This is a genomic window from Paraburkholderia sp. HD33-4, from assembly GCF_021390635.1.
Taxonomy (GTDB): domain Bacteria; phylum Pseudomonadota; class Gammaproteobacteria; order Burkholderiales; family Burkholderiaceae; genus Paraburkholderia.
This window is the reverse complement of record NZ_JAJEJS010000001.1, coordinates 3,722,467-3,747,520: the sequence shown is the minus strand read 5'-3', so window position 1 is coordinate 3,747,520 and position 25,054 is coordinate 3,722,467. Positions and strand designations below refer to the sequence as shown.

Genomic DNA, 25,054 nt, shown 5'->3' with positions numbered 1-25,054 from the left:
AAGAAGCGAGATTATGCTGATGCGACCGGAGGCTGTCAACCCCCGGCGCACAATTTTTTCAGATGGCTCTAGCTGACCGCCCAATCAATCCTTCGCGTAGATATCCGAGTCCTTGGTCTCGCGCACGAACAACATGCCGATCACGAAGGTGACCAACGCGATCACGATCGGATACCAGAGCCCCGAGTAAATGTTGCCCTTCGCCGCGACGATCGCGAACGCGGTCGCCGGCAGGAAGCCGCCGAACCAGCCATTGCCGATGTGATACGGTAGCGACATCGATGTATAGCGGATGCGCGTCGGGAACATCTCGACCAGCATCGCCGCGATCGGCCCGTACACCATCGTCACGTAGATCACGAGGATCGTCAGGACCACGATGCTCATCGGCCAGTTGATCTGCGCCGGATCGGCCTTCGGCGGGTAGCCGGCGGCCTTCAGCGTCGCGGCGAGCGTCTTCTCGAATGTCTTGGTTTGCTCCTTGGCGTCGGCGGCGCGGCCGTCGAACGTGTTGACGACCGTATCGCCGACGCGGATCTGCGCCATCGTGCCGGCCGGCGCCGCGACGTTGTCGTAGTTCAGGCCGGCTCGCGACAGCGCGCTCTTGGCGATATCGCAGGAGCTCGTGAACTTCGCCGTGCCCACCGGGTTGAACTGGAACGAGCACTCGGCCGGATCGGCAATCACGACGATCGGCGACTTCGCGGTTGCTGCTTCGAGCGCCGGGTTCGTGTAGTGCGTGAGCGCCTTGAACAGCGGGAAGTACGTCAGCGCGGCGATCAGCAGGCCCGCCATGATGATCGGCTTGCGGCCGATGCGATCCGACAGCGAACCGAAGAACAGGAAGAATGGCGTGCCGATCAGCAGCGCGAGCGCGATCATGATGTTGGAGCTGGTGCCATCGACCTTCAGCGTCTGCGTGAGGAAGAACAGCGTGTAAAACTGGCCCGTGTACCAAACCACGGCCTGGCCGGCGGTCAGGCCGACCAGCGCGAGAATCACGACCTTCAGATTCTTCCATTGGCCGAACGCTTCGGAGAGCGGCGCCTTCGAGGTCTTGCCCTCGGCCTTGATGCGCTCGAACACCGGCGACTCATGCAGTTGCAGACGAATCCACACCGACACCGCGAGCAGCAGGATCGACGCGATGAACGGAATACGCCAGCCCCATGCGCCGAACGCGTCTTCGCCCATGGTCGTGCGCACGCCGAGAATCACCAGCAGCGACAGGAACAGGCCGAGCGTCGCGGTGGTCTGGATCCACGCGGTGTAGAAGCCGCGGCGTCCCGCCGGCGCGTGTTCGGCGACGTAGGTCGCAGCGCCGCCGTACTCACCACCAAGCGCGAGACCTTGCAGCAGGCGCATCGCAATGAAGATCACCGGCGAAGCGATCCCGATCGCCGCATAGCCGGGCAGGAAGCCGACGAGGAACGTCGACAGGCCCATGATGACGATCGTGATCAGGAACGTGTACTTGCGCCCGACCATGTCGCCGAGCCGCCCGAACACGATCGCGCCGAACGGGCGCACCGCGAAGCCCGCGGCGAAGCTGAGCAGCGTGAAGATGAATCCTGCGGTCGGGTTGACGCCGGAGAAGAAGCTCTTGCTGATGAAGGCCGCGAGCGAGCCGGCCAGATAGAAGTCATACCACTCGAAAACCGTACCCAGCGACGATGCGAAGATCACCCGCTTCTCATCGCGCGTCATCGGCACGTGCGAGATTTGCCCGCCAACGGTAGCCATATGTCGTCTCCAATATTGATATACGTACGGATCGCCAGCACAGGCGTTCCCGTGCAACCGATTATTGGAGTGGAAACTTACGGCGTTCTGACTCAGGGGTAGAAGCTGGGGTGGTCCGGTAATTCGACGAATCTGTGGTCAAATTTCGCCAACGAATCGCTATGTTCTTCTAACGAGCACGGAAGTATCTCGAAAATGCGTCGCGGGATTGCCACCGATCCGGCCGCGTTAGGGTAAGTCCCGCCCCCGTTCGAGCACGTGCAAGCTGACACGCACCAGGGTGCCGGCGAGCCGCGGCGACTCCTGGTACACGTTGTCGTCGATGGCGAGCTCGCCGCCGTGCATCGCCGTGATCTCGCGCACGATCGCAAGGCCGAGGCCGCTGCCGTCACCCTCGCGGCCGAGAATCCGGTAGAAGCGTTCGACCACGCGCGAGCGCTCGCTGGCCGGAATGCCGAGTCCGGTGTCCTCGACTTCCAGATGCACGAGCCGTGCGGGGACGTCGTGCCGCACCCGCACGGTGATGCGGCCGCCCGCCGGCGTATAGCGGATCGCGTTGTCGATCAGGTTCGACAGCATTTCGCGAAGCATCACCGGATTGCCGGCGACTTCGACCGGCTCGTCGGGCGCTTCGTAGCCGATGTCCATCTGCTTCGCGAGCGCGGCCTGCACCCATTCGCGCACCGCGCTGCGCGCGAGTTCGCCGAGCTCGACCGGCGTGAAGATCTGTCCCGAGCGTCGGTTCTCCGCGCGCGCGAGCGCGAGCAACTGCGTGACGAGCCGCGCGGCTTGCTCGGAGCTGGTCGCGATCTGTTCGAGCGAGCGATGCACCTCGGCCGACGCGTTCTGGCGCAAGGCGAGCTCCGCCTGCGTGCGCAGGCCGGCGAGCGGTGTTTTCATCTGATGCGCGGCGTCGGCGATGAAGCGCTTCTGCAACTCCATGTTCTGTTCGAGGCGCGTGAGCAGATCGTTGAACGACGTGACGAGCGGCTCGATTTCCGGCGGCGCGCGGCGCGCCTCGAGCGGCGACAGGTCGTCCGGCCGGCGCGCGCGGATATGCGCCTGCAGCGCATGCAGCGGCTCGAGTCCGCGCGAGAGCCCGAACCACACCAGCAGGATCGCGAGCGGCAGGATCACGAACTGCGGCAGGATCACGCCCTTGATGATGTCGTTGGCGAGCTGGCTGCGCTTGTCGAGCGTTTCGGCGACCTGCACGAGCACCGGCTGCGCGCCCGGCGTCTGCGGAAATTCGACGGTGGTATACGCGACGCGGATGTCGCTGCCGCGCAGCACGTCGTCGCGGAATTCGACGAGGCCCGGCGGCGGGCGGTCTTCCTCGTGCGGCAGCGGCATGTCACGCTCGCCGGCCACCAGCTCGCCGCGCGTGCCGAGCACCTGAAAGAACACACTGTCGACGTTGTCGGCGCGCAGGAAATCGCGCGTCGACTCGGGCAGCGACAGCTCCGCGACACCGTTGACCGGATGGATCTGACGCGCAAGCACGTAGGCGTCAGTTTCGAGCGCGCGGTCGAACGGCCCGTTGGCGATCGACTTCGCGACCAGATACGTGACCGCGAGGCTCATCGGCCACAGCAGCAGCAGCGGCGCGAGCATCCAGTCGAGAATCTCGCCGAACAGCGAGCGCGGACGCGCTTCGGCGACGGCTTCGGTTTCGTCGGGCGGCGCGAACGGATTGGCGTAGCGCGCGTCGCGCGCCTCGTCGAGGTCCGCCGCGTGCGCCGTGGCACGATCAGCGCGTGCGGACATCGCTGGCCTCTATTTGTAGTGGTGGCTCGCCGGCATCGCGGCGGACGACGGCGCGGCGGACGGTTGTGCAGCTTGGGCCGCTTGTGCCGTTTGCGGCTCGGAGCCGGCGGGGGCGGCGGGCGCGCTCGCATTTGCCGGCGGCGCCGCTTTTTCGAGGCAGTAGCCGAGCCCGCGCACGGTGATGATGCGCACGCCGCTCGGCTCGATCTTCTTGCGCAGCCTGTGCACGTAGACTTCGATCGCGTTGTTGCTGACTTCCTCGCCCCATTCGCACAGATGGTCGACGAGCTGCTCTTTCGAGACCAGCCGGCCGATCCGTTGCAGCAGCACTTCGAGCAGGCCGAGCTCGCGCGCGGACAGATCGATCACCTGATCGTTGACATAGGCGATGCGGCCCACCTGATCGAACGACAGCGAGCCATGCCGCACGACCGTCGGGCCGCCGCCGGCACCGCGCCGCGTCAGCGCGCGCACGCGCGCTTCGAGTTCGTTCAACGCGAAGGGCTTGGCCATGTAATCGTCGGCGCCGAGGTCGAGGCCCTTGACGCGTTCGTCGACGCTATCGGCGGCGGTCAGGATCAGCACGGGCAGGTTCGAATTGCGCGCGCGCAGGCGGCGCAGCACCTCGAGTCCGGACATGCGCGGCAGACCCAGATCGAGGATCAATAGATCGAACGTCTGCATTGACAACGCGGTATCGGCTTCTACGCCGCTTTTGACGTGATCGACCGCATAGGCCGATTGGCGGAGTGATCGAACCAGACCGTCCGCGAGTATGCTGTCGTCTTCGGCTATCAGAATTCGCATGATGCGCCAGCCTGGCTTTGCCGGCACCGTGGGGGTTGCCTCGGCGCGCAGCGGTCTCCGAACATTATTGTGGGTAGTTGGGGCGGCGCGACACTAAAAAATGCGCGTTCGCATCATAATCGCGCTTGCCAAAACTACTGTTTTTTTATACAGTGTCTGCGTTTCGTGTGATGTCCTGGAGACTCGGCTCGATTTGAGCGGAACCACCGGTGCACACCTGCCTCAGACGCCGTTCATCATAGCAAAGGACGATTCATGGAAGAAAGCAAGAAAGGCTCGGCTGGACTGACTGCTGAAAAGAGCAAGGCTCTCGCTGCCGCGCTCGCGCAGATCGAAAAGCAGTTCGGCAAAGGGTCGGTCATGCGGCTCGGCGCAGGTGAGGCAGTCGAAGACATCCAGGTGGTCTCCACCGGATCGCTCGGCCTCGACATCGCACTGGGCGTCGGCGGTTTGCCGCGCGGCCGCGTGGTCGAAATCTACGGTCCGGAATCGTCCGGTAAAACCACGCTGACGCTGCAGGTCATCGCCGAAATGCAGAAGCTCGGCGGCACCGCGGCGTTCATCGACGCGGAGCACGCGCTGGACATTCAATACGCGGGCAAGCTCGGCGTGAACGTCGCCGACCTGCTGGTCTCGCAGCCGGACACCGGCGAACAGGCGCTCGAAATCGCCGACGCGCTGGTGCGCTCGGGCTCGATCGACATGATCGTGATCGACTCGGTCGCGGCGCTGGTGCCGAAGGCGGAAATCGAAGGCGAAATGGGCGACTCGCTGCCGGGTCTGCAGGCGCGTCTGATGTCGCAGGCGCTGCGCAAGCTGACCGGCACGATCAAGCGCACGAACTGCCTCGTGATCTTCATCAACCAGATCCGCATGAAGATCGGCGTGATGTTCGGCAACCCGGAAACCACCACGGGCGGTAACGCGCTGAAGTTCTACGCGTCGGTGCGTCTGGACATTCGCCGCATCGGTTCGATCAAGAAGAACGACGAAGTGATCGGCAACGAAACGCGCGTGAAGGTCGTCAAGAACAAGGTGTCGCCGCCGTTCCGCGAAGCGATTTTCGACATCCTGTACGGCGAGGGCATCTCGCGTCAGGGCGAGGTCATCGACCTCGGCGTGCAGGCGAAGATCGTCGACAAGGCCGGCGCATGGTACAGCTATAACGGCGAGCGGATCGGTCAGGGCAAGGACAACGCGCGTGAATTCCTGCGTGAAAATCCGGACATCGCTCGCGAAATCGAAAACCGCATCCGCGAATCGCTGGGCGTCACCGCGATGGCGGACGCCGTGACCGGCGCGGACGCTGAAGTCGCGGGCGAAGAAGAGTAAGCATCACGTGATACGCAAAGGCCGGCCGCTGTCCGGTTCCGACTCCGGACGCTATCCGGACGGCCCGCGCGACACGGCGGATGGATCGCCTGACTCCGGCGATCCATTCGACCCGTTCGAATCGTTCGACGCACACGACCGAGCTGCCGGCCGCGGCCCGCAGCGTACGCGCTCTGCATCCCCTGCAGCGTCGTCCAGCCCGGATTCCCCGGGGCACGATTCCCAAACCCCCTCCGATGTCACCTACACCCGCTCGCGCCGCCAACCCGGCGAAGCGAAACCGGGCCAGTCCGACGAAGACGGCGGCGGAAAATCCCAACGCCCAACCCGTTCGCTGAAAGCGCGCGCGCTCGGCTATCTGTCGCGCCGCGAATATAGCCGCGCCGAACTTGCGCGCAAGCTGAAGCCCTACGTCGAGGAAACCGATTCGCTCGACACGGTGCTCGACTCGCTGGAAGCGGAAAACTGGCTATCCGACTCGCGCTTCGCGGAAAGTCTGGTCCACCGGCGCGCATCGCGGCTCGGCACGAGTCGCATTCTCGGCGAACTGAAGCAACACGCGCTGAACCCGGCGCTCGTCGAAGAGGCGAGTGCGCAGTTGCGCGAAACCGAACTCGCGCGTGCCCAGGCGGTCTGGCGCAAGAAGTTCGGCCAGCTGCCGCAAACGCCGGCCGAGCGAGCGAAGCAGGCGCGCTTTCTCGCGTCGCGCGGCTTCTCCGGCGCGACGATCGGCAAGATCCTGAAGGGTATCGACGACACGTGGGACGGCGACTAGCACGCCGGCCTCGGCGGCCGGTCAATTGCCGCGCCGTAACCGGTCGCACGGCCGTGCGCAATCGGGGCTGTCCCAAATACCCGTTATGCTAAAATCCAGAGGTTTTCCAATCCGGCCTTTCCTTCCCGCATGTCGCTCTCCCCGCCAGTGTCCCGTCAGTTGCGCCATCGTCGCGCAATCAGAGCGGAAGCTTACGAGCGAGCCGATGGCCTGTGGGATGTGGAAGCGTGCCTGACCGACGAAAAGCCACGCGATGTGGCGCTTGCGTCGGGAATCCGGCCCAATGGTCAGCCGATCCATGAACTCTGGCTTCGCATCACCATCGATCGCAAGCTCAACGTCGTCGACGCCGAGGCGTCGTCCGACTGGGTGCCCTATCCAGGGTTGTGCCAGGCCAGCAATCCCGCCTACCGTGCCCTCATCGGGCTCAATCTGTTCCACAACTTCCGTCGCGATGCTGCCCGTTTGCTGGCCGGCACGGCCGGTTGCACGCATCTCACCGAGCTGTGCGCGATCCTGCCGACCGCCGCGATCCAGGCGTTCGCCGGCGACGTGTGGAATACCGATGACGGCACGCCCGGCGCGAACGCGGGTTCGGGAGACGAATCGTCCAACGGCACAGGCGAACATTCCAACGACAAGCCGCCATTCCAGCTGGGACGCTGCCACGCGCTGCGTTTCGACGGCGAGGCGGTGAAACAGTTTTATCCGCGCTGGTATGGTCACGCACCGCGTCCGGCGGAACGCGCGGCCTCGTCGGACGACGCGGCGGCCCGCGAACGAAGCGGCGACGCGTCGGCCTGAACGGCGGCGGAAACGAAGTTCAATCCAACTCTCAGACTGAAGGGAATCACGCATGAAGATTCACGAGTACCAGGGTAAGGAAATCCTGCGGAAATTCGGCGTCGCGGTACCGCGCGGCAAGCCGGTCTTCTCGGTGGATGATGCGGTCAAGGCCGCGGAAGAGCTCGGTGGCCCGGTGTGGGTCGTCAAGGCTCAGATCCACGCAGGTGGCCGTGGCAAGGGCGGCGGCGTCAAGGTCGCCAAGTCGCTGGAGCAGGTTCGCGAGTACTCGAACCAGATCCTCGGCATGCAGCTCGTCACGCACCAGACCGGTCCGGAAGGCCAGAAGGTCAACCGTCTGCTGATCGAAGAAGGCGCCGACATCAAGAAGGAACTGTATGTCGGTCTCGTGATCGATCGCGTTTCGCAGAAGATCGTCGTGATGGCATCGAGCGAAGGCGGCATGGACGTCGAAGAAGTCGCGGAAAAGACGCCTGAGCTGATCCACAAGGTTGCCGTCGACCCGACGACCGGCCTGAAGGACTCGGAAGCCGACGACCTCGCGAAGAAGATCGGCGTGCCCGACGCTTCGATCCCGCAAGCTCGCGCGATCCTGCAAGGCCTGTACAAGGCATTCTGGGAAACCGACGCGTCGCTCGCCGAAATCAACCCGCTGATCCTGACCGGCGACGGCAAGGTCATCGCGCTCGACGCGAAGTTCAACTTCGACTCGAACGCGCTGTTCCGTCACCCGGAAATCGTCGCTTACCGCGATCTGGACGAAGAAGATCCGGCTGAAGTCGAAGCATCGAAGTTCGACCTCGCGTACATCTCGCTCGACGGCAACATCGGCTGCCTCGTGAACGGCGCTGGCCTCGCAATGGCAACGATGGACACCATCAAGCTGTTCGGCGGCGAACCGGCGAACTTCCTCGACGTCGGCGGTGGCGCGACGACAGAGAAGGTCACCGAAGCGTTCAAGATCATGCTGAAGAACCCGAACCTGACCGCGATTCTGGTCAACATCTTCGGTGGCATCATGCGCTGCGACGTGATCGCGGAAGGCGTGATCGCGGCCTCGAAGGCCGTGTCGCTGAAGGTGCCGCTCGTGGTCCGCATGAAGGGCACGAACGAAGACCTGGGCAAGAAGATGCTCGCCGAATCCGGTCTGCCGATCATCGCGGCCGACAGCATGGAAGAAGCGGCTCAGAAGGTCGTCGCGGCTGCTTCGGGCAAGGCGTAAGCCACCTGTCTACGGCGCATTTACCAGCTCATTTGCCAAAATGACGAGTGGCGGCGCGCGAGCGACTCAGGCGTGAAATATCGCGCCGAGTGGCGCACACGCGCGACGCCAAACGAACAGAGGTCAATACATGTCGATTCTGATCAACAAAGACACCAAGGTCATCACGCAGGGCATCACCGGCAAGACCGGTCAGTTCCACACGCGTGCTTGCCGTGAATACGCAAACGGCCGCGAAGCGTACGTCGCGGGCGTGAACCCGAAGCGCGCCGGCGAAGATTTCGAAGGCATTCCCATCTACGCGAGCGTCGCTGAAGCGAAGGCCGAAACGGGCGCGACCGTGTCGGTGATTTACGTTCCGCCGGCAGGCGCTGCCGCGGCAATCTGGGAAGCCGTCGAAGCCGACCTGGATCTCGCAATCTGCATCACGGAAGGCATTCCTGTCCGCGACATGATCGAGCTCAAGGCCCGCATGCGCGCAGAAAACCGCAAGACGCTGCTGCTCGGACCGAACTGCCCGGGCACGATCACGCCGGACGAACTGAAGATCGGCATCATGCCGGGTCACATCCACCGCAAGGGCCGCATCGGCGTCGTGTCGCGTTCGGGCACGCTGACGTATGAAGCAGTCGGCCAGCTGACCGCGATCGGCCTCGGCCAGTCGTCGGCAGTCGGTATCGGCGGCGACCCGATCAACGGTCTGAAGCACATCGACGTGATGAAGATGTTCAACGACGATCCGGATACGGACGCGGTCATCATGATCGGCGAAATTGGCGGTCCGGACGAAGCGAACGCTGCCGAGTGGATCAAGGACAACATGAAGAAGCCGGTGGTTGGCTTCATCGCTGGCGTCACGGCGCCTCCGGGCAAGCGCATGGGCCACGCCGGCGCGCTGATCTCGGGCGGTGCGGACACCGCTGAAGCGAAGCTGGAAATCATGGACGCATGCGGTATCAAGGTCACGAAGAACCCGTCGGAAATGGCGCGTCTTCTGAAGGCGATGCTGTAAATCGAATTCGCGTGCCCTAGGCGCGCGATTTTGATACGCTTACGAAGTCCTTTCGTGAGCGAGCGGTCCCGAAAAGCGGGGGAGTGCAGACTCCCCCGCTTTTTTTTCGTCCGCGCTTGCGCCGGGTTGCTGTCCGCCCGGCCGATTCTTTCTAATGCTTTTGTCCATGCTCGAATTCTTCACGACCCTCCATTGGGGCTCGGTCTTTCAGATCATCGTCATCGACATTCTGCTCGGCGGCGATAACGCGGTCGTGATTGCGCTCGCCTGTCGCAACCTGCCGCAGACGCAGCGCATGCGCGGCATCGTGTGGGGGACCGTCGGCGCGATCGTGCTGCGTGTCGTGCTGATCGCGTTCGCGGTCGTGCTGCTCGACGTGCCGTTCCTGAAGTTCGCGGGTGGCCTGCTGCTGCTGTGGATCGGCGTGCGCCTGCTCGCGCCGGCGCACGAGGGGCACGGCAACGTGAAGCCGGCCGACAGGCTGATCTCGGCGGTAAAGACGATCATCGTCGCGGATGCGGTGATGAGCGTCGACAACGTGATCGCGATCGCGGGCGCGGCCGAAGCCGCGGAGCACGACCACCGTCTGGCTCTGGTGATCTTCGGCCTCGTCGTGAGCATTCCGCTGATCGTGTGGGGTAGCCAGCTGATTCTGAAGCTGCTCGATCGCTTTCCGGGCATCGTGCTGTTCGGCGCGGGGCTGCTCGGCTGGATCGCGGGCGGTCTGATGGTCAACGACCCGGCCGGCGACCGCTGGCCGATCCTCGACACGCCGGTGGCCGAATACGGGATGAGCATCGCGGGCGCGCTGTTCGTCGTGATCGTCGGTTATCTGCTCAAGCGCCGTTACGCGAAACGCGCGGCGGTGTGAGCGTGGCGCTGACGGTGCCACTGCCTAAACCGTGATGCCGTCCGAATGCAAGCCTGGCCATCCGGCTGACTGTGACGCGCGAGCTTCGCTCGCTACGATTGAAGCGCCTGTTCCCGATCCACGGGGCAGGCGTTTCTCGTATCAGGAGTCTGCCGATGATCGTTACCCTGCCGTATTCCCCTTACTCTCAGTCGACGCAATCCATGCGTTCGTTGCGCCGCGCACGCTGGCGCGCGAGCTGGTTCGCGCGCATCCGCCGCCGCTGCGGCGTCGGTTTCACGCTGATCGAATTGATGATCGTGCTCGCGATCGTCGGCGTGATCGCGGCCTATGCAATTCCCGCGTACCAGGACTATCTGGCGCGCAGCCGGGTCGGCGAGGGCTTGTCGCTCGCGGCGTCGGCGCGGCTCGCGGTGGCCGAAAACGCCGCGAGCGGCAACGCGTTCAGCGGCGGCTATGCGTCGCCGCCCGCCACCCGCAACGTCGAGTCCATCCAGATCGACGACGACACCGGCCAGATCATGATCACGTACTCGACGCGGGTCGCGCAGTCCGGCGCGAACACGATGACGCTGGTGCCCTCGGTGCCGGACAATGCGGACGCGCCGAGCGCACGCGTCGCGTTGAGCAAGGACGCGGTGCAGACCGGCGCGCTGACGTGGGAATGCTTTGCTGGCGGCAAGAGCGCGTCGTCGTTGCCGGCGCCGGGTTCGGGGCCGATGCCAACCGAAGCGCCGACGCTCGCTGCGAACCTGGCGCCGCCCGAATGCCGCTCGTAAGGGGGCAACTGAGTCAGTGAACGAGACAGCGGCCGAACGCTGACCGGATGAGTCGAAGCCACAACGTAAAGGGCTGATTTTCAGCCTATTTCGGCCGGGCCGGCGCACAGTGCAACGAATTTTTTGTATAGTGCGCCGGTTGGTGCGACACGCACGCTCGTGTCCGTTCGCTCACGTTACGAGCATCGACTGCAGTAAAGATGTGCTTGAGGCCTCTTCGGGGGCGATTTCTAGTAGCTGAGTGTGTGGTCCTTCTGGACTACGCCCGATATTTTTGTGAAGCGTGACCCGGGCTTGTCCAGCCGGAGGATCGCATTGTATTGACCTGACTACCGTCAGGTCCCGCCCAGTCAGCGGCTTCATCTCCGCCGACCGGGCGGGATGTCGTGTGCAATTCCCGCGCTTTCAACAGCAACGGATTCGCAAACCGATACGAGCGAAAGCTCGGTGTGTCATTGTTTTGCCTTGCCTGATGTCCGGGTGAGGAAGTGAACCTGCTGTACGACCAGCAGTAGCCTAGGAAGACATGCGTCACTGGCAACGGTGGGGTGTGAAGCTCTTCTGACAACGTAGCCCCCGGACGTTTCGGGCAGATCGGCTCCGCGAGGAACGATCTGGAGACTCCCAGCAGCAAGGGGGTTGAGGAGCTAGGCTGGCTGATAGGGTTAATGTAAGTGAACTGCTGATAAACCTCGTAAGCACTGAGGAGCCAAAGCTGCTTGAACATTGGGCTCTAACCAAAAGGTACGTGGCTGGTTAATTCGCTCAACCGTCGGATTACGTCGTCATTTAGCCACCGGGGAAGAGGCAGAACCTACGTCAGTCGTGTGACATGCCGGGAACGTGGTAAGCCTGTATGGTTGCCAGCGCAGTAAGGCTGGCAGGCGGACCGCAAGGGACGCTGTTGATTGTGCAGGTATGGGAGGACGGAAAAAGCGAAAGCCGGGCTGTAATGGTTCGGATAGGGGTTGGAACATCACCTCACGCGAAAGCGGGCAGACTTCCGTCTGGTCTACCGTCGCAAGACGGCTGACTACCCTCTGTAACTTGGTCAGATGCAGGTGCATGCGCCTGCATTGAGTTTTGTTGTTCCCCAGCGGGGTGTATCTGCCCCGCTGGGGGAGATGCGCCTTCTGTCTGGGGACTTTTCCAGGTAGGAGAGCAGCATGAAAGTATCTGGTCGAAAGACCGGATCTGCGCTTTCCCACGCGCCGGACAACTGGCACGCCATAGATTGGCGTCGGGTTGAACGGAACGTGAGAGGGATGCAGATTCGAATTGCGAAGGCGACGCGAGAAAGTGACTGGCGCAGGGTGAAAGCCTTGCAACGGATGCTGACTCGCACGTTGTCCGCAAAGTTGTATGCGGTACGACGTGTTACGCAGAACCAGGGTGCGCGAACGGCTGGAGTCGATCGCGAGCTATGGGATTCGCCTGAAAGCCGGTGGCTTGCTGTCGGCAGGTTGAAGCGGCACGGATATAAGCCTCTGCCTCTACGGAGAATCTTTATCCCCAAGGCAAATGGGAAGGAGCGCCCTCTGGGCATTCCGACCATGCGGGACAGGGCGATGCAAGCCTTGTATCTGCTGGGCTTGGAGCCGGTAGCAGAGTCGACGAGTGACCCGAACTCTTATGGGTTTAGGCTCAATCGTTCGACGGCTGATGCCATGTCTCAGATTTTCGTTGTCATGGCCCGTCGCCGTTCGGCGCAATGGGTACTTGAAGCGGACATCAAGGGATGCTTTGACCACATCAACCACGAGTGGCTGGAGAACAATGTCCCGATGGACAGGGTGATCCTTCGCAAATGGTTGAAGGCTGGCCTGATTTACAAAGGGCAGCTACAGGCGACGGAGGCCGGTACGCCGCAGGGAGGCATCATCTCCCCGACGCTGGCAAACGTAACGCTGAACGGGCTGGAACGGGAACTGATTGCGTACCTCGGTGCAAAATTTGGGATCGGGAAAGCGAACAAGCTGAAAGTGAATGTGGTTCGATACGCGGACGACTTCGTCATCACCGGCGACTCGAAAGAGATGCTGGAACACGAAGTCAGGCCTTGGATAGAGACCTTCCTCGCGGTACGGGGATTGCAACTATCGCAGGAGAAGACCCGGATCGGTCACATTGACGAAGGCTTTGATTTCCTTGGGTGGAATTTCCGGAAGTATTCGGGAACGCTGCTCATCAAGCCGAGCAGGAAGAACGTGCAGACGTTCTATCGCAAGGTGGCGGATACGATCAGCGGTCACAAGGCGGTAAAGCAGGAGGAGTTGATCCGATTGCTGAACCCGATGCTACGAGGCTGGGCGCAATATCACAGCCCTGTAGTAGCCAAGCAGGCGTATAGCCGCATGGAGTCGCTGGTGTTTTACAGGCTCTGGCGGTGGTCGAAGCGGAGGCATCCAAAGAAGAGCGCGGAGTGGGTGAGACGGAAGTACTTTCACTCGCTCGGCAACCGGCATTGGGTGTTCGCCGCTCCCGTAGTTCAAGAGGACGGCAGCAAGGGTTTGCTTGAGCTGTACCAGATCAGCGGTACGGACATCAAGCGCCACAGGAAGGTCAAAGGGGAATTCAATCCTTTTGATCCGCTGTGGGAGCAGTACAGCGAGCAATTGCGGCAGGAGCGCATGGAGTACTCAATGCGCTATCGCAAGCAATGGGTGGCGCTGTACAAATCACAGGGCGGGTTATGTGCGCACTGTGGTTGGGCTCTGACGAACGAGACCAGTTGGCACGACCATCATCTGGAATATCGGATGCATGGCGGGACCGACGCTCTTTCCAACAGGGTCTTGCTACACCCCGACTGCCACCGGCAGGTACACGTTGGTAAACTTGTGGTAACTAAGCCGGCTCCGTCGTTGCACTGACGGGGCTTTGTAAAGAAATATGTAGGCTTGAGCCGTATGCGGGGAAACTCGCACGTACGGTTCTTAGGGGGCCCCTCTTCCGCAAGGAAGGGGGGCTACCCTACCTGATGCCCACCGTTGATTCGATGCCCAACCCTTTCGCGCGCTACCTATCTCTCGTACTGCTGGCTCTTGCGTTGATCCTGCCCTACGCGGTCGCCAACCATACGTATCCGATCCCAACCTTCTACGCCGAATTCACCGCGCTCGCGCTGTATCTGCTGACCGGGGCGGCCGTCGTGTTGCTGGTCGCGACCACGCGGCCGCGCCTGAGCTTCGCGTCGCCCACGGTCGCGCTCGTGCCCTTGCTGTTCGGCCTCGTGCTGGTCGTGCAGACGTTCGTGCTGCCAGTCACGGAGCCGTCGATGAACTGGCTCGGCGCAGGCTTCCTGCTCGCCGCGTGGATGGCCGTGCACGTAGGCTATGGCTTCACGCGCGTGAAGCTCGACGAAACCGCGCTGCGCTGGGCGGCGGGGGCGCTGATCGTCGGCGGACTGTTCGCGGTGTTCAGCCAGGTCATCCAGCTGTTTCACCTCGAGACACGCGTGGCTCCGCTCGTCGTCGCGTACAACATTACCGTCGAGCGCCGGCCGTTCGGCAACATGGCGCAGGCGAACCACCTGGCGACGTATATCGCGTTCGCGATGGCCGGCGCGCTGTACCTCGTGCAGACGCGCCGCATCGCGGTGCCGATCTGGCTGCTCGTGTCGACGATTTTCTCGGTCGGCCTCGCGCTGACCGTATCGCGCGGTCCGTGGCTGCAGATGGGCGTGATCGTCGTGGCCGGCTTCTGGATGGCCTTCGCGCAGACCCGCAATGAACCGCGACTGCGCCGCAGCAACCGCGAATGGCTGGTGCCGATCGCGCTCGGGGTGCTGTTCTTCGTGGTCAATGCGCTGATCCGCTGGGCCAATGTGCGCTATCACCTGGAACTCGGGCAGTCGGCGGCCGAGCGCTTCCAGGACGCCGGCCAGATCGCGCCGCGCATCGCGCTGTTGAAATACGGCTGGACGATGTTCAAGCAGCATCCGCTGCTCGGCGTCGGCTGGGGCGGATTCCCGAGCTATCAGTTCGAACTCGTCAGGCAGCTGGGCGGCGTCGAAATCGCCAACAACTCGCACGACATCTTCGTCGACCTGCTCGCGAAAACCGGTCTGATCGGCCTGGCGATCGTGCTCGTGGGTCTCGTCGCGTGGCTCGTGCGCGTCGTGCGTGCGCCGCAAAGTGCCGCGCGCGTGTTCGGCATCGCGCTGATCGGCGTGCTGACGATGCATGCGCTCGTCGAGTATCCGCAGCAGTACATGTTCTTCCTGTTGCCCGCGATGTTCGTGTTCGGCCTGCTCGAAACGCGGCCGTTGCGCGCGGTGCCGGCGAATTTGTCGCTCGGCGCGTTCGCGGTCGTGGTGTTCGGCGGACTCGCCTCGCTGTATCCGGTGTATCGCGACTATGCGCGTGCCGAGGTGCTGTACTACGGCGAGCGTCCGGCCGAGCAGTACGGCGCCGATCCGTCGTTCCTGTTCGGCGCGTGGGGCGAATACGGTCTCGCGACGCTGCAGCCGATGAATCCGCTGAACCTGCAGCGCAAGCTCTCGATGCACAAGCAGGCGATCGCGCTGCTGCCGGGCGAGACGGTGCTGCGTCGCTATGCGGTGCTGCAGGCGCTGACCGGCGATACCGCGGCGGCGCTCGACACGGTCGAACGCCTGCGGATCTTCGCCGAGGAACTGAAGGACTGGCCGGCGCAACTCGGCTATCTGTACCAGCTCGTCGACGAGCAGAAGTCGCTCGCGGGCTTCAAGGAGCAGTTGGTGAAGCGCTACGGCACGCCGGCGGCCGATGCGACGCCGGACGACGACAGCGACGAAGATTGATCGCAACGCGCAGGCTTAGGCGCGGTGGCGCCAAGCCGGGCTTGCGCGCCTCAAAGTTCAAATATCGGAATACTTCGCAGCGGTCCCTTTCGCCTTGTCGACGGGGTAGCGCGCTTCGTTCAGCTTCAGTTTTTCCGCCGCCGCGTCGACGAGATCGAAGCCGGCGGTATGGGCGACCAGCAGCAGGTACATGAAGACATCGGCGCACTCGTGCCTGAGATTCGTCGATTGCGCGGGATCGCTGAGCAGCGCGTCGATCTGCGCGTCCGACTTCCATTGAATCGTCTCCAGAAGCTCGCCGGCTTCGATGCCGGTGGAGACGATCAGGTTGCGCAGCGTATGAAACTGCCGCCAGTCGCGCGCGTCGCGAAACACCAGTAGCTGCTCGAGCAGTTCGTCGATGGTCATGTTGCTACCCGGATAGTTGCCGAACCGCGCTTCATGCTTGCGCCACCCAATCCCCCGATTTCCCGCCATGCTTTTCCATCACCTTCACATCGGTGATGGTCATGCCGCGATCCACCGCCTTGCACATGTCGTACACGGTCAGCAGCCCGATCTGAACGGCGGTGAGCGCCTCCATTTCGACGCCCGTGCGCCCGAACGTCTCGACCTGCACCGTGCAATGCACGCCCGGCATCTGCTCGTCGAGTTCGAAATCGGCTTTCACGCGTGTCAGCGCGAGCGGATGGCACAGCGGAATCAGATCGGCGGTGCGCTTCGAGGCCTGGATCGCCGCGATCCGTGCGATGCCGATCACGTCGCCCTTTTTGGCGTTGCCGTCGCGGATCAGCGCGAACGTGTCGGGAAGCATGCGGATCGAGCCACGCGCGATCGCGATGCGCCTGGTCTCCTGCTTGCCGCCGACGTCCACCATATGCGCGTCACCAGACGCATCGAAATGAGTGAGCTCAGGCATGGTTGACTCCTTCAGAGGGCGCCTATCATAGCAGTGCGGCGCGGCCTCGAATTGTCGCGGCGACTGATTACGGTTGCGCTGCGTCGTGCTCTGCGGTTTGGCTTGTATGCGTCCTGCGACGCACCTGCCCGCTATCTTAGTCCGGGCCACGGGCGGCGTTTTTCGACTTCGTCAGATCGGCTTCGCGATGCATTCAAAACGATTCCTCGCTGCGTTGCTATCCGTCGCGCTCGCGATGCCGCCGGGCGCGTTCGCGCAATCGACTGGCGGGGCGGCCGTCGCGCCGGGAACGTCATCGTCCGAGGCGCCGCTCGTCAGCGGCTCGAGCGACGCATCTGCCGATCCGATCCTGCCGCCCGACATCGCGCGTGGCGTGTTCGGCACGTATGGCGGCGCGCAGAGCCGTTTTTCCAATGGCGGCAACGGCGGCAAAGCCGGCAGCACCGACTGGCGCGCGCCGATCGTCGCGCAGCAATTGCCCGATCTCGGCAGCGGCGGTGCCGGCTCGCTGACCCCGCAGGCCGAACGCAAGCTCGGCGAGCGCGTGATGCGCGAGATCCGCCGCGACCCCGACTATCTCGACGACTGGCTCGTGCGCGACTACCTGAATTCGGTCGCCGCCAAGCTAGCGGCGGCTGCCAGCGCGCTGTACATCGGCGGTTATCGGCCGGACTTTGAGCTATTCGCGGTGCGCGACGCGCAGATCAACGCGTTTTCGCTGCCGGGCGGTTTCATCGGCGTGAATACGGGACTGATCGAGGCGACGCAGACCGAGTCCGAGCTCGCGTCCGTGCTGGGTCACGAGATGGGGCACGTGCTGCAGCGGCACATCTCGCGGATGATCTCGAACGGCGAGCGCAGCGGCTACGCGGCGCTCGTCGGTGTGCTGTTCGGCGTGCTGGCTGGCGTACTCGCGCACAGCGGCGACCTCGGCAGCGCGATCGCGCTCGGCAGCGAGGCGTATGCGGTTGACAGCCAGCTGCGCTTCTCGCGATCGGCCGAGCAGGAGGCGGACCGCGTCGGCTTTCTGCTGCTCGCCGGCGCCGGCTACGATCCCTACGCGATGCCGACTTTCTTCCACCGGCTCGACCGCGCGGCGATGAACGAAAACGGCGTGCCGGCCTACACGCGCACGCATCCGCTGACCGGCGAGCGGATCGCCGACATGGAGGACCGAGCGCGTCGCGCGCCGTACCGGCAGCCGCATCAAGACCCCGAGTACGGCTTCGTGCGGGCGCGCGCGCGTTTGTTGCAGGACCATGCGCGCAACGAGTACGCCGACGAGATTTCGCGATTGCGCTCGGAAATCGACGACCGCACCGCGCTGAACGTCGCGGCGAACTGGTACGGCATCGCGTACGGCCAGATGCTGCTCGAGCGTTACGATGACGCCGCGGCATCGCTTGCGAACGCGCGCGCGACGTTCGTCTCGGGCGCGCGTGCGGAAGGCGAGCCCGAGCGCGATTCGCCGAGCCTCGACGTGCTCGCGACCGACATCGCGCGGCGAGCGGGTCACGTCGACGAAGCCGCACGTCTCGCCGAGTTCGCGCAGAAGCGCTGGCCGCAGTCGAACGCCGCGATCGACATGCATATCCAAACGCTGTTGACGCTGCACCGCTTCACCGACGCGCAGGCGCTCGCGAAAAAGGAAACCCAGGCGCATCCCGATCAACCCGCGTGGTGGCTGTATCTCGCGCAGGCGAGCGCGGGCAGTGGCGATGCGTTGACGCAGCATCGCGCGATGGCGGAGAAGTTCGCGCTGGAAGGGGCGTGGCCATCGGCGATCCGGCAGCTGAAGGACGCGCGCGACCTGAAGACGATCGGCTATTACGACCTCGCGACCGTCGACGCGCGTCTGCACGAGATGGAGAGCCGCTACAAGGAAGAGCGGCTCGACGAGAAGGGGTAGGGTGGACGCGAACGCGCGCCGCTACGCGCGTCAGGCCAGCGCCGCCGGGCTCGCGACGAAGCCGAAGCGCGCGGCCACCTGATCGCGTCGCACGCTTTGCAGCGGCAGTGTGAGCTGAGCGCTCCAGTGGAATGTGCCGCTCAATGAGCCATCGTCGGCGAGCGTCGCGTGATCGGAGAAAATCTCGAGGTCGTGATCGTGCAGCACCGCGATGCGTGCTGGTTGCGAGCGATCGGCGAATAGAATGCCGCCGTCTTCATCGACGAACACCGCGGCCGGATCGAACGGGCGGCTACCCTGGTCGTGCAACGCAAGCGACCCAGCCGCGTCTGCGGACAACCTGACCACCCACGGCGTATAACCCAGCTCGACATACACGCGCTGCGGCCCATTCTGGAAAAACCACTGTCCGCGCTCGTCGACCTCGTAGTTCCGGTTGATGAAGCCCAGCAGCGCCTCGTGCCGGATCGGCGTGCCGGGCGCGCCGCTCGCCTGGGCCGCTTCGTCGCGCATGCGCCAGTTGCCGCGCCGGTCGAGCATCAGCCAGCCGGTGCAACTCGGCACGTTCGGCCATTTGATCAACGACTGTTTGACGATGTCATCCATGATCGACGTGTCGCTCCAGATAGCCGAACACGCGCCGCGACAGCCAGTCGATGCGGCCCGGGAACGGCCCGGTCATGAAGCCCGCGTGGCCGCCGTGCTCGGGCTGATAAAGCTCGACCGCCGCCGACACTTCGTGCCGCGACGGCAGCGCCTCGGCCGGCAGGAACGGGTCGTTGCGCGCGTTGAGCACGAGCGTCGGCACCTGAATGTGCGGTAGCAGCGGGCGGGTGGTTGCGGTGCTCCAGTAGTCGTCGGTATCGCGAAAGCCGTGCAGCGGCGCGGTCACGACGTTGTCGAACTCGTACATCGTGCGGCTTGCGAGCATCGCGTCGCGGTCGAACAGGCCGGGGAACTGCTCGAGTTTCTGGTTGGCCTTGTGTTTCAGCGTCTTCAGGAAGCTGCGCGTGTAGACGAGGCCGAAGCCTTGCGACAGCGCGCGGCCGCCCGCGTGGACGTCGATCGGTGTCGAAATCGCCGCGGCGGCAGCTACCACGTGTGCCGCGTCGTCTTGCCGCTCGCCGAGCCAGCGCAGCAGCACGTTGCCGCCGAGCGACACGCCCGCCGCGACCACCGGCCCGCGATGCGTCGCGCGCAGGCGACGCAGGATCCAGTCGACCTCGTTGCTGTCAGCGAGATGATAGAAACGCGGCAGCCGGTTCAGCGGGCCGCTGCAGCTGCGAAAGTGCGGCACCACGCCGTGCCAGCCATACTCGCGTGCGGCGGCCATCAGCGCGACCGCGTAGTGCGACGACGAACTGCCTTCGAGGCCGTGGAACAGCACGAAGAGGGGGGCGGTGTCGGTGGGCGGAGTATCGTGCGCGACCCAGTCGAGATCGATGAAATCACCGTCCGGCGTATCCCAGCGTTCGCGGCGAAACGACACCGCGGGGCGGCGCGCGAACAGCGACGGGACGATCGTTTGCGCATGCCGGTTGGGCAGCCACAGCGGCGCGCGGTATAGCAACTCGACGGTCGCCTCGGCGGCGGCCGCCACCCTGGCGGGGGCCGTACCGGAGAAAGCGGGTTTATCGGGCGTCGAACTCATACCGGCGGAAAAGCGAGAAAACGTGAATCTGAATCTGTCGTGGCGCCGCGTCAGTGCAGCGGGCCCTGGCCATGGCGCATCTTGGTCGCGAACTGGCTGGCGGTTTCGTTCGGCATTGGGCTCGCGTGAATATGCGCAATGCGCCATTCGCCGCGTTCGTGGACCATCACGTAGGTGGTGAAGACCATCGCGGGCGTGGCGGTCGGATCGGCCGGACGATGTGCTTCGGCAATCGCATAGACGACGGTGCCGAGGCTGTCGTAGACGCGGATGTCGAGCGGCTCGATCGACACCGGCAGCGCTTCTAGCTGAGTCTGCAAGCCATTGCGGATGCTGTCGAGACCGTGCAGATGCGAGCCGTCCGCGCAGATGCAACTGACGAACTCCTCGTCGATCCACAAGCCCATCAAGCTGTCGATATTGACCTCGGCGACGGCCTGATAGTAGGCGTTCAGGGTATCGGCGGCGGCTTCGAAGATATGGGCAAAACGTGGCATGGCTCGTCAGTCTCTTGTGCGCGGCGCGCGGTTGCGGGTCAGCGGTAGCGGGACGGTCCAGAGCGCCGGACCATCGCCCCCGGCGTCAGCTTGCCCGTGCCGCAAGGCGCGAACATGACGCGACGCGCTCGGGGGCGTGCGGTGTTGCGTGCAAGTACCAGTCGGCTCAGCGCTGCGCGAGCAGCATGCCGCGCAAATCGCCGAAAACCTGCTCGGCGCTCAACTGCTTCAGACAGTTCAGATGACCGAGCGGGCACTCGCGCTCAAAACAGGGGCTGCATTCGAGATGAAGCCATTGTACCTTCGCGAGCTCGGACAAGGGCGGGGTGTGGCGCGGATCGGTCGAACCGTAGACGGCGACGAGCGGGCGGCGCAGCGCGGCGGCGACGTGCATCAGGCCGGAGTCGTTGGTGACCACCGCGTTGGCCCGCGAGATCAGCGCGCAGGCCTCGCCGAGCGCGGTCTGGCCGCACAGGTTGCGCACGTTCGGCGCTTTCTCGGCGATCGCCTGCGCGAGCGGCGCGTCTTTCGGCGAGCCGAGCGCGACGATCTGCGTGTACGGGAACGACTGGCCTACCATCTGCGCGAGCGCCGCGAAGTGCTCGGGCGGCCAGCGCTTGGCGGGACCGTACTCGGCGCCGGGGCAGAACACCAGCAGCGGCACGCGCGTGTCGAGATTGAAGCGCGCCGACACGCGCGACGCCTCGTTCAGATCCGTGTCGAGGCGCGGCATCGGCAGATCCTCGGGGACCTTGGCGCCGGGCGCATAGGCGAGGGCGGCGTAGTGGCCGACCATCGGCGGGCGCGCGTCCTTGCGCGGATTCGCGTGACGCACGTTCAGCACGCCGTAGCGACTCTCGCCGGTGTAGCCGATGCGCAGCGGAATGCCCGCCAGCCACGGAATCAGCGCCGACTTGAACGAGTTCGGCAGCACGTAGGCCGCGTCGTAGCCGACGTCGCGCAGATCGCTCGACAGCTGCCAGCGGCGCAGCATCTGCAGCTTGCCGTGGGCGAGATCGGTCGAGTAGACGTCGCGGATTTCCGGCATGCGTTCGAGCACGGGGGCGACCCAGCTGGGCGCGACCGCGTCGATGACGATGCGCGGATGCAATTTCACGAGGCGCGCAAACAGCGGCTGCGCCATCAATGCGTCACCGATCCAGTTCGGTGCGATAACCAACGCGCGACGCATCAGAGTGAGTGTCCGGTGTCGATAACAAGCGCCGCGCGCGATGCGCGTGGCACTCGGATGGGTAAATGGGGAAAGCCGCGCGGCGCGATGCCGTTGGCCCACACGCGCCGCGATGGCGGCTCGGTGGCTGCGCGGCTGCGCGGGTCGTGCGATCGAGCCTGCGGTGCGGCGAGGGCGTGATCCGAAACCCGCGCCTCGTGCCGCTGAAGCCGGCTCAGAGCCGCTCGATGCGTTGGATCAGTGGCCCTTGATCACTTCGCCGTCGCGCAGCTTGTAGCGCGTGCTGCAATACGGGCAACGCGCTTCGCCGTGCGACACGTCGATGAAGACGCGCGGATGCGCGCTCCAGCGCGGCATGGCCGGGTTCGGGCAATACGCCGGCAGATCTTTTGCCGACAGTTCGACCAGCGGCATTTCCTTGATTTCGCTCATGACACTTTCTCGTTGTATGCGGGGTGCTTGCAGTGCGCCGCCGATGGGCGGCGCGGCGCATCTCGAAACGTCGCTCAGATCTTCGTGAGCCAGTGCGCGTATTTGGCGCTCTTGCCGTTGACGACGTCGAAGAAGGCGGACTGCAGCTTTTCGGTGATCGGGCCGCGCGCGCCGACGCCGATCGTGCGGTTGTCGAGTTCGCGGATCGGCGTGACTTCGGCGGCCGTGCCGGTGAAGAACGCTTCGTCGCAGGTATAGACTTCGTCGCGCGTAATGCGCTTTTCGATCACCTGCAGGCCCATGTCGCGCGCGAGCGTGATCACGGTGTCGCGGGTGATGCCGTCGAGGCACGACGACAGGTCAGGCGTGTACAGCTTGCCGTTGTTGACGAGGAAGAAGTTCTCGCCCGAGCCTTCCGATACGTAGCCGTCGACGTCGAGCAGCAGCGCTTCGTCGTAGCCGTCGGCGATCGCTTCCTGATTCGCGAGAATCGAGTTCACGTACCAGCCCGACGCCTTCGCGCGCACCATCGACACGTTCACGTGATGGCGCGTGAACGACGAGGTCTTCACGCGGATGCCCTTGGTGATGCCGTCTTCGCCGAGGTACGCGCCCCACGGCCACGCGGCGATCGCGACGTGAATCGTGTTGCCCTTGGCCGACACGCCGAGCTTTTCCGAGCCGACCCAGATGATCGGGCGCAGATAGCAGGTCTCGAGCTTGTTCTCGCGGACCACTTCGCGCTGCGCGGCGGCGAGCGTTTCATGGTCGAACGGCACGTCCATCTGGAAAATCTTCGCCGAGTTCAGCAGGCGCTTGGTGTGTTCCTGCAGGCGGAAAATCGCGGTGGCGCCGTCGGCGGTCTTGTAAGCGCGCACGCCCTCGAACACGCCCATGCCGTAGTGCAGCGTGTGGGTGAGCACGTGGATTTTGGCGTCGCGCCAGTCGATGAGCTTGCCATCCATCCAGATCTTGCCGTCGCGGTCGGCCATTGACATACGGTTCTCCAGCAGGTGCGTTATGAGGTGCGGCCGCGGGACATGGCCGGGAGCGCTATTTTAGCTTCTTTTGCACACACAACGGGCATTTGGGCGCACCCCGGACGCTATAATCCAGCGCACGCATAAATCAAATCCGGATGCGCCGGCGGGTGGTCTCACAGCCTGGCGCCGACCTGGCCTTCTTGACGGGGCTTCTCGCACCCGCACCTTTCGCCCGATGCTCGCTCGACTGTCCGACACCGATCGCCGCGCTTTTCGTGAAGGCGCGCGCGCCTATGCTCCCACGCTGATGGCGATTTTTTCCTGGGGCCTCGTAACCGGCATCGCGATGAGCAAGTCCGTGCTGACGCTGCCGCAGGCGCTGACGATGTCGCTGCTGTGCTACGCCGGTTCGTCGCAGCTCGCGGTGCTGCCGCTCCTCGCCGCCAAGCTGCCGGTATGGACCGTGCTGCTGACCGCGGCGATGGTCAACACCCGCTTCGTGATCTTCAGCGTGGGCCTCGCGCCGCACTTTTCGTATCTGTCGATGTGGCGGCGCATCGTGCTCGGCTATTTCAACGGCGACGTGATCTATCTGCTGTTCGTCAAGAAGAACTTTCCGACCGGCTACGTGCCGGGCAAGGAGGCATATTTCTGGGGCATGGCGGTGTCGAGCTGGCTGTCGTGGCAGGTGTCGTCGATCATCGGCATCCTGCTCGCGAGCCTGATTCCCGACAACTGGGGGCTCGCGCTCGCCGGCACGCTCGCGCTGTTGCCGGTGATGGTGTCGGCGATCGCCACCCGCTCGACGCTGGTCGCGGTCGGCGTGGCCGGCATCGTGGCGCTGCTCGCGCTGGATCTGCCGTACCGGCTCGCGCTGCCGTTCGCGGTGATCGCGGCGATCATCGCCGGCAGCGCGGCCGACCTGATGATCGAGCGCGCCGATCTGCGCCGCATCCGTGGCGTGAACGATCGCGCCGGAGATTCCCGATGACCTCCACGCAAATCTGGCTCGCCATCTTCGGCATGACCTTCGTCACCGCGCTCACGCGCGCGATGTTCCTGATCGGCGGCGAGCGCACGGTGCTGCCCGCGCGCGTGCAGAAGATGCTGCGCTACGCGCCGGCCGCCGCGCTCGCCGCCGTGGTGGTGCCCGACGTGCTGACGACACCCGACGGGCTGTCGTTCGCGGCGTCCAATCATGAGCTTTACGCCACGCTCGCCGGTCTCGGCTGGTTTATGTGGCGCCGCACCATGCTCGGCACGATCGTGACCGGAATGGTCGTGTTCACGCTGATGCGCGTGTTCCTCTGACGGTCCGGCGCGGGCTCTGGCGATCAATGTTGCGCCGCAGTATCGGTGGCTCGCGATCAAATACGTGACATTCGCGCCGTCGCGGGTCAGTAGGCCGTTGGGATCAGTTAAAATGCCCTTTTCCGGGTTGAGCGCGCCGCAGCAAGGCGCCTAGTGCCGCGGCCGGCCGCCGGCGCCCGATCCCGCGGAGCCGTTGGGCCGAAGCGCTGGAGTTCGCCGCGCGTCGTCCCCGCGCGCAGTCCGCCACCGCCTTCTCATCAACTCG

At 64.3% G+C, this 25,054-nt stretch carries 23 protein-coding genes; 12 read left to right on the top strand and 11 right to left on the bottom strand.

Annotated elements, in window-relative coordinates:
• Positions 1 to 84: 84 nt before the first annotated feature.
• From L0U84_RS16620 to L0U84_RS16610, 3 genes are all read right to left on the bottom strand, one after another.
• On the bottom strand, positions 85 to 1,743 hold the full coding sequence (locus tag L0U84_RS16620; RefSeq protein WP_233851218.1) for an MFS transporter: 1,659 nt from the start codon (positions 1,741 to 1,743) through the stop codon (positions 85 to 87).
• 228 nt (positions 1,744 to 1,971) lie between these two features.
• Positions 1,972 to 3,510 carry a sensor histidine kinase gene (locus L0U84_RS16615; protein WP_233851217.1) on the bottom strand — a complete coding sequence of 513 codons (1,539 nt, stop codon included), beginning with the start codon at positions 3,508 to 3,510 and terminating at the stop codon, positions 1,972 to 1,974.
• Positions 3,511 to 3,519: 9 nt separating this feature from the next.
• On the bottom strand, positions 3,520 to 4,317 hold the full coding sequence (locus L0U84_RS16610) for a response regulator transcription factor (RefSeq protein WP_233851216.1): 798 nt from the start codon (positions 4,315 to 4,317) through the stop codon (positions 3,520 to 3,522).
• 255 nt (positions 4,318 to 4,572) lie between these two features.
• Here L0U84_RS16610 and recA point away from each other — a divergent pair, with 255 nt between their 5' ends.
• The 9 genes from recA to L0U84_RS16565 all read left to right on the top strand — a co-directional run bounded on the left by recA (position 4,573) and on the right by L0U84_RS16565 (position 15,895).
• On the top strand, positions 4,573 to 5,649 hold the full coding sequence (gene recA / locus L0U84_RS16605) for a recombinase RecA (protein WP_233851214.1): 1,077 nt from the start codon (positions 4,573 to 4,575) through the stop codon (positions 5,647 to 5,649).
• A gap of 7 nt (positions 5,650 to 5,656) precedes the next feature.
• Positions 5,657 to 6,424 (top strand): recombination regulator RecX, encoded by a 768-nt coding sequence (gene recX / locus L0U84_RS16600; RefSeq protein WP_233851212.1) that lies wholly within the window; start codon positions 5,657 to 5,659, stop codon positions 6,422 to 6,424.
• Positions 6,425 to 6,553: 129 nt separating this feature from the next.
• Positions 6,554 to 7,228 (top strand): DUF2889 domain-containing protein, encoded by a 675-nt coding sequence (locus L0U84_RS16595; RefSeq protein ID WP_233851210.1) that lies wholly within the window; start codon positions 6,554 to 6,556, stop codon positions 7,226 to 7,228.
• A 52-nt stretch (positions 7,229 to 7,280) separates the two neighbouring features.
• Complete coding sequence (sucC, locus tag L0U84_RS16590) at positions 7,281 to 8,450, top strand: ADP-forming succinate--CoA ligase subunit beta (RefSeq protein ID WP_129960240.1); 1,170 nt, start codon at positions 7,281 to 7,283, stop codon at positions 8,448 to 8,450.
• 130 nt (positions 8,451 to 8,580) lie between these two features.
• Entirely contained in the window at positions 8,581 to 9,462 is an 882-nt protein-coding gene (sucD, locus tag L0U84_RS16585; protein ID WP_062124510.1) for a succinate--CoA ligase subunit alpha, read from the top strand.
• A 166-nt stretch (positions 9,463 to 9,628) separates the two neighbouring features.
• Positions 9,629 to 10,333, top strand: coding sequence for a TerC family protein (locus L0U84_RS16580; RefSeq protein WP_233852050.1), 705 nt, complete (start codon positions 9,629 to 9,631; stop codon positions 10,331 to 10,333).
• A gap of 155 nt (positions 10,334 to 10,488) precedes the next feature.
• Positions 10,489 to 11,112, top strand: coding sequence for a pilin (locus L0U84_RS16575; RefSeq protein ID WP_326491178.1), 624 nt, complete (start codon positions 10,489 to 10,491; stop codon positions 11,110 to 11,112).
• Positions 11,113 to 12,278: 1,166 nt separating this feature from the next.
• Positions 12,279 to 13,985 carry a group II intron reverse transcriptase/maturase gene (gene ltrA, locus L0U84_RS16570; RefSeq protein ID WP_233851208.1) on the top strand — a complete coding sequence of 569 codons (1,707 nt, stop codon included), beginning with the start codon at positions 12,279 to 12,281 and terminating at the stop codon, positions 13,983 to 13,985.
• A gap of 125 nt (positions 13,986 to 14,110) precedes the next feature.
• The gene (locus L0U84_RS16565; protein ID WP_233851207.1) at positions 14,111 to 15,895 is read left to right on the top strand and encodes a PglL family O-oligosaccharyltransferase; all 1,785 of its coding nucleotides are present in this window, start codon (positions 14,111 to 14,113) and stop codon (positions 15,893 to 15,895) included.
• Between the two features lie 57 nt (positions 15,896 to 15,952).
• Here L0U84_RS16565 and L0U84_RS16560 read toward each other — a convergent pair whose 3' ends face one another.
• Entirely contained in the window at positions 15,953 to 16,303 is a 351-nt protein-coding gene (locus L0U84_RS16560; RefSeq protein ID WP_233851206.1) for a nucleotide pyrophosphohydrolase, read from the bottom strand.
• A gap of 31 nt (positions 16,304 to 16,334) precedes the next feature.
• Positions 16,335 to 16,814, bottom strand: coding sequence for a cyclic pyranopterin monophosphate synthase MoaC (moaC, locus tag L0U84_RS16555; RefSeq protein ID WP_233851205.1), 480 nt, complete (start codon positions 16,812 to 16,814; stop codon positions 16,335 to 16,337).
• 187 nt (positions 16,815 to 17,001) lie between these two features.
• On the opposite strand from moaC, the gene L0U84_RS16550 reads away from it, so the two are divergent.
• Positions 17,002 to 18,723: a M48 family metalloprotease gene (locus L0U84_RS16550; RefSeq protein WP_233851204.1), complete on the top strand. Its 1,722-nt coding sequence runs from the start codon at positions 17,002 to 17,004 to the stop codon at positions 18,721 to 18,723.
• Between the two features lie 30 nt (positions 18,724 to 18,753).
• Here the strand turns inward: L0U84_RS16550 and L0U84_RS16545 are convergent, their stop codons facing one another.
• The 6 genes from L0U84_RS16545 to L0U84_RS16520 form a co-directional block, all read right to left on the bottom strand.
• Positions 18,754 to 19,329, bottom strand: a complete 576-nt coding sequence (locus L0U84_RS16545) for a DUF2946 family protein (RefSeq protein WP_233851203.1) — start codon at positions 19,327 to 19,329, stop codon at positions 18,754 to 18,756.
• Positions 19,322 to 20,374 carry a hydrolase gene (locus L0U84_RS16540; protein WP_233851202.1) on the bottom strand — a complete coding sequence of 351 codons (1,053 nt, stop codon included), beginning with the start codon at positions 20,372 to 20,374 and terminating at the stop codon, positions 19,322 to 19,324. Before L0U84_RS16540 ends, L0U84_RS16545 begins: the two co-directional genes overlap by 8 nt.
• Before the next feature lie 50 nt (positions 20,375 to 20,424).
• Complete coding sequence (locus L0U84_RS16535; RefSeq protein WP_129960231.1) at positions 20,425 to 20,871, bottom strand: nuclear transport factor 2 family protein; 447 nt, start codon at positions 20,869 to 20,871, stop codon at positions 20,425 to 20,427.
• 166 nt (positions 20,872 to 21,037) lie between these two features.
• Positions 21,038 to 22,063, bottom strand: a complete 1,026-nt coding sequence (gene waaF, locus L0U84_RS16530) for a lipopolysaccharide heptosyltransferase II (protein WP_233851201.1) — start codon at positions 22,061 to 22,063, stop codon at positions 21,038 to 21,040.
• A gap of 237 nt (positions 22,064 to 22,300) precedes the next feature.
• Positions 22,301 to 22,495 carry a zinc-finger domain-containing protein gene (locus tag L0U84_RS16525; RefSeq protein WP_008920434.1) on the bottom strand — a complete coding sequence of 65 codons (195 nt, stop codon included), beginning with the start codon at positions 22,493 to 22,495 and terminating at the stop codon, positions 22,301 to 22,303.
• A gap of 74 nt (positions 22,496 to 22,569) precedes the next feature.
• Positions 22,570 to 23,493 carry a branched-chain amino acid transaminase gene (locus L0U84_RS16520; RefSeq protein ID WP_233851200.1) on the bottom strand — a complete coding sequence of 308 codons (924 nt, stop codon included), beginning with the start codon at positions 23,491 to 23,493 and terminating at the stop codon, positions 22,570 to 22,572.
• A 220-nt stretch (positions 23,494 to 23,713) separates the two neighbouring features.
• On the opposite strand from L0U84_RS16520, the gene L0U84_RS16515 reads away from it, so the two are divergent.
• Complete coding sequence (locus L0U84_RS16515) at positions 23,714 to 24,469, top strand: AzlC family ABC transporter permease (RefSeq protein WP_233851199.1); 756 nt, start codon at positions 23,714 to 23,716, stop codon at positions 24,467 to 24,469.
• Entirely contained in the window at positions 24,466 to 24,789 is a 324-nt protein-coding gene (locus tag L0U84_RS16510) for an AzlD domain-containing protein (protein WP_233851198.1), read from the top strand. Before L0U84_RS16515 ends, L0U84_RS16510 begins: the two co-directional genes overlap by 4 nt.
• The last annotated feature ends 265 nt before the right edge of the window (positions 24,790 to 25,054 follow it).